This is a genomic window from Streptomyces sp. SPB074 (assembly GCF_000154905.1).
Lineage (GTDB): Bacteria > Actinomycetota > Actinomycetes > Streptomycetales > Streptomycetaceae > Streptomyces.
Genome location: NZ_GG770539.1, coordinates 186,401 through 190,244, shown reverse-complemented (window position 1 = coordinate 190,244; position 3,844 = coordinate 186,401). Strand labels below are relative to the sequence as shown.

General features: G+C 77.9%; 3 protein-coding genes and 1 riboswitch. Of the genes, 1 reads left to right on the top strand and 2 read right to left on the bottom strand.

The features are described 5' to 3' along the window. Nucleotides 1-38: 38 nt before the first annotated feature. Together SSBG_RS00840 and SSBG_RS00830 are read right to left on the bottom strand one after the other, a co-directional pair. Nucleotides 39-830, bottom strand: a complete 792-nt coding sequence (locus SSBG_RS00840) for a cell envelope biogenesis protein OmpA (RefSeq protein WP_234010297.1) — start codon at nt 828-830, stop codon at nt 39-41. A gap of 258 nt (nt 831-1,088) precedes the next feature. Next, nucleotides 1,089-1,227, bottom strand: a riboswitch (SAM riboswitch). A gap of 259 nt (nt 1,228-1,486) precedes the next feature. Continuing rightward, nucleotides 1,487-2,077, bottom strand: a complete 591-nt coding sequence (locus SSBG_RS00830) for a GNAT family N-acetyltransferase (RefSeq protein ID WP_008744349.1) — start codon at nt 2,075-2,077, stop codon at nt 1,487-1,489. 376 nt (nt 2,078-2,453) lie between these two features. On the opposite strand from SSBG_RS00830, the gene SSBG_RS00825 reads away from it, so the two are divergent. Beyond that, nucleotides 2,454-3,844, top strand: a 1,391-nt coding sequence (locus tag SSBG_RS00825; RefSeq protein WP_037870918.1) for an acyclic terpene utilization AtuA family protein, incomplete at its 3' end; no start/stop codon positions are given.

Here is a 3,844-nt window from a genome sequence, read left to right as displayed (position 1 = left end):
CCGGCTCCGCACGGCCACCGCTCGGACCGCCCCGGCGCTCACTCCACCCCGAAACCCTCCGCCAGCGCCCCCTCGAACGCCGGACGGCCGGCGAGGCCCCGCGTCCAGGCGGTGAGCACGTCACGGTGCGGGTGCGTCGCGAGGAACGGGTGCGGGGCGCCGCCCGTCTCCGGCAGCGCGCCGAGCGCGACGAGGGCCGACCACGCGTCCACGTCGGCCGCCGTCAGCCGCTCGCCGAGGACGTACGGCGCGTGCCGCAGGCGGGCGGCGAGGGCGTCGAGCGGAGCCGTGCCCGGTACCGCGCCGGGAAAGTCCCAGGCGGCTTCGAGCCGGTCGGTCTCGGCGCCGAGCGCGGCCGGACGCAGCGCGCACGCGCCGCACTCGGCCGACTCGGCGGGGCCGAAGCGGCCGTGGAGGTCGCGCAGGATGTCGGGGGTGTGGTTGCTGACGACGCGACCGGTCCAGCGGTCGCACAGGGCGGGCACGGCGAGCGGGCCCGCGTAGTGCCGGCGCGTCGCCTCGTAGGCGCGGCGCAGGCTCTCGTGCGCGGGAGTGCCGGGGCCTTCGAGCGGGACGAGGGCGAGCGTGTCGGCGAGACCGAGCAGCCGCACCGTCACCGCGACGCGCAGCGTGTCCGCGCGACGCGGCGTCAGGTACAGCGCGTACCGGTGCGGCACGGGGTAGAAGCCGTGGCCGCCCGCGACGCCGATGCGTTCGCGCACGACGGGCTCGTCGGCCTCGCGCACCCGCGGCAGACCGGCGCCGTGCCGGGCGGCCGCGGGCGTACAGAGGGGGAGGGCGGGCGAGGAGGGGGCAAGGGTTCCGGACATGGTTCTCCCAGATGACGAGAGGGGAGTAAGGCGCGGCACAGGGGGCGCGCGAGGCGCCGGGATCACGTGGGGGAGCCGTCCGGGGGACGGGTCAGCGCACGGGCCGTCCCGCCGCGGCGCACACGCGCAGCAGGTCGATGTGGAGCCTGCGGGTGAGGGTGCGGCGGCGGAGGCGTACGGGCAAGGGAGAACGGTCGGTGGCGCGCCGGTCGAGAACTCCGGACATGTGGCACCCACCCCTCCCCGGCCGCCTCGCGGGGGCCGCGCTTGTCCCGCCGCCGTGGCGGGACCAGGTCGTCACCCGGGGCACCCCATCGCGGTCGAAGGGTTGCCTGTCAGCGGGCCGGGGCCGATGAACCGCGCGGGACTCGCCGCGCGGGCGCTGACGATCGTGACCGTCTCCCTCAGTGTCACGGCGCCACGACGGGCCGTCAAGACGGCGTCCACGCGTCGGCCGGGGCGGGTTCCCGCCGCGCGGGGTGCGCGCACGGTGCACGGCGCGGGACGCGGGGCAGCGCCGCGCCGGTACGTCTCAGCGCGCGGCGCCTGTACGCGCCCCTGACGCCGCGCCCCCACGCCCTCCGACGCCGGACCCGTACGCCCCCCCGACACCGCACCCGCTCACCGCCTGACGCCACGCCCGTACGCCCGCCCCCTCACCCCCCGAACCCGCCCGGGCCGCCGGGCGCGCCGGGGTCCGCGTGGTTCCCGTCGTCGCCGAACTCCCGTGCCAGGACCGCGTAGACGCACTCGCTGCCCCACTGCCCGTCCCGCACGTCGTTCTCGCGCAGCAGGGCCTCCTGGCGCATTCCGAGGCGCTCGCAGAGGCGGCGCGAGGCGGTGTTCTCCTCGTCGACGCGCGCGTACAAGCGGTGCGCGCCGAGGGTGGTGAAGGCCAGCCGGGCGAGCGCGCGGGCGGCCTCGGTCGCGTAGCCGCGGCCCTCCGCGCCGGGGTGGAGGGTCCAGCCGATCTCGGCCTGGCGGGCGCCGGCGTCGCGCAGTGTCACGCTCACCTCGCCCACGAGCGCGGGCCCCCCGGGCACGGGCGGTGCGGGGCACACCGCGAGGGCGACGCGGTCCCCGGCCTCCTCCCACGCGGGCGGCACCGCGAGGACGGCCGCGCTCTGCGCGCGGGTGCGCGGCGGCCGGTACAGGTACCGGGCCATCTCGGGGAGCCGCTGGTAGGCGTGCACCGCGTCGGTGTCCTCCGGCACGAAGGGGCGCAGCGTCAGGCGCGGGGTGCGCAGGGGGAGAGCGGCGAGCGGGTCCGTGGGGTGGCTCCGGCGTCGGGAACGGGCGGACTCCGCAGATCCTTCGGCCCCGGGGCCGCCCGGGGCAACCGGAATTCCGCCGTACCCCGGCCGGCCGACCGCCCGGTGCCGCTGCCGCGCGGCAGGCCGGCCGCCCCGGCGCCGCTGCCGCGCCGCACCCCTGCCCGTGAACCGCCGGGCGGTCGCCCGCGGTTCGCCGTCACAACCCCCGCGAGAAATCATGCAAGCACGCTTGCTTGTTTTCGGGCGCGCTGTGATGCTGCACCCCACGACGCCCAGCGCGCCGAATCCGTCACCGTCCAGCCCCCACCCGGTCCCGCCCCGTTCCCGACTCGCCCGAGGAGCAACCGCGTTGACTTCCTCCGCCCCGACAGCCCCGCCCGCCCCGCTCCGCGTCGGCAACGCCTCCGGCTTCTACGGGGACCGCTTCTCGGCCGTGCGCGAGATGCTGTCGGACGGGCCGCTCGACGTGCTCACCGGGGACTACCTCGCCGAGCTGACCATGCTCATCCTCGGCCGCGACCGCCTCAAGGACCCGGCGGCCGGGTACGCCCGCACCTTCCCGCGCCAGCTCGCCGAGTGCCTCCACCTCCTCGCCGAGCGGGGCGTCCGCGTCGTCACCAACGCGGGCGGCCTCAACCCGGCGGGACTCGCAGGGGAGCTGCGGCGGCTCGTGCGCCGCGAAGGGCTGGACATCCCCGTCGCGTACGTCAGCGGCGACGACCTCCTCGACCGCCCCGAGGCGGCGGGCCGCGCGAGCTGGGGCGAGGGCGTGCTCACCGCCAACGCCTACCTCGGCGGCCACGGCATCACCGCCTGCCTGCGCGCGGGCGCCCAGCTCGTGGTGACCGGACGCGTCACCGACGCCGCCCTCGTCAGCGGCGCCGCCGCCGCGCACTTCGGCTGGGAGCCGGACGAATACGACCGCCTCGCGGGCGCCGTCGTCGTGGGCCACCTCCTGGAGTGCGGAGCCCAGGTCACCGGCGGCAACTACAGCGACTTCACGGCCCACGACGTACGCCGCCCCGGCTTCCCGCTCGCCGAGATCGCCGCCGACGGCAGCGCCGTCCTGACCAAGCCCCCCGGCACCGGCGGCGCCGTGACGACCGGCACCGTCACGGCCCAGCTCCTGTACGAGACGGGACCGGCCCGCTACCTCGGCCCCGACGTCACGGCCCGCCTCGACACCGTACGGATCGCCGCCCGGGGGCCCGACCGGGTCCTCGTGCACGGGGTGCGCGGCGAGGCGCCGCCGCCCACGCTCAAGGCCGGTCTCAGCCGCGTCGGCGGCCACCGCGCCGAGGTCGTCTTCGTCCTCACCGGGCTCGACATCCCCGCCAAGGCCGCGCTCGTCCGCGCCCAGCTCACCGAAGCCCTCGCGGAGCGGCCCCCGGCCAGCGCCGACTGGGAACTCGTCCGCACCGACCACCCCGACGCCGCGACCGAGGAGACCGCGAGCGCCCTGCTCCGCCTCGTCGCCCGCGACCCCGACCCCGAGGCCGTCGGGCGCAGGATCGGCGCCGCCGCCGTCGAACTCGGCCTCGCCGGCTACCCCGGCTTCCACCTCACCGCACCCCCGGGAAAGCCGTCCCCGTACGGCGTGTGCACCGCGACGGCCGTCCCGCAGACCGCCGTGCGCCACACCGCCCACCTCCCCGACGGCACCACGCGCGACATCCCCCCGCCCCCGGGCACCGGCCCGCCCCCGGCGGCCCTCCCGGAGCCGGAACTCCCGCCCCCGCC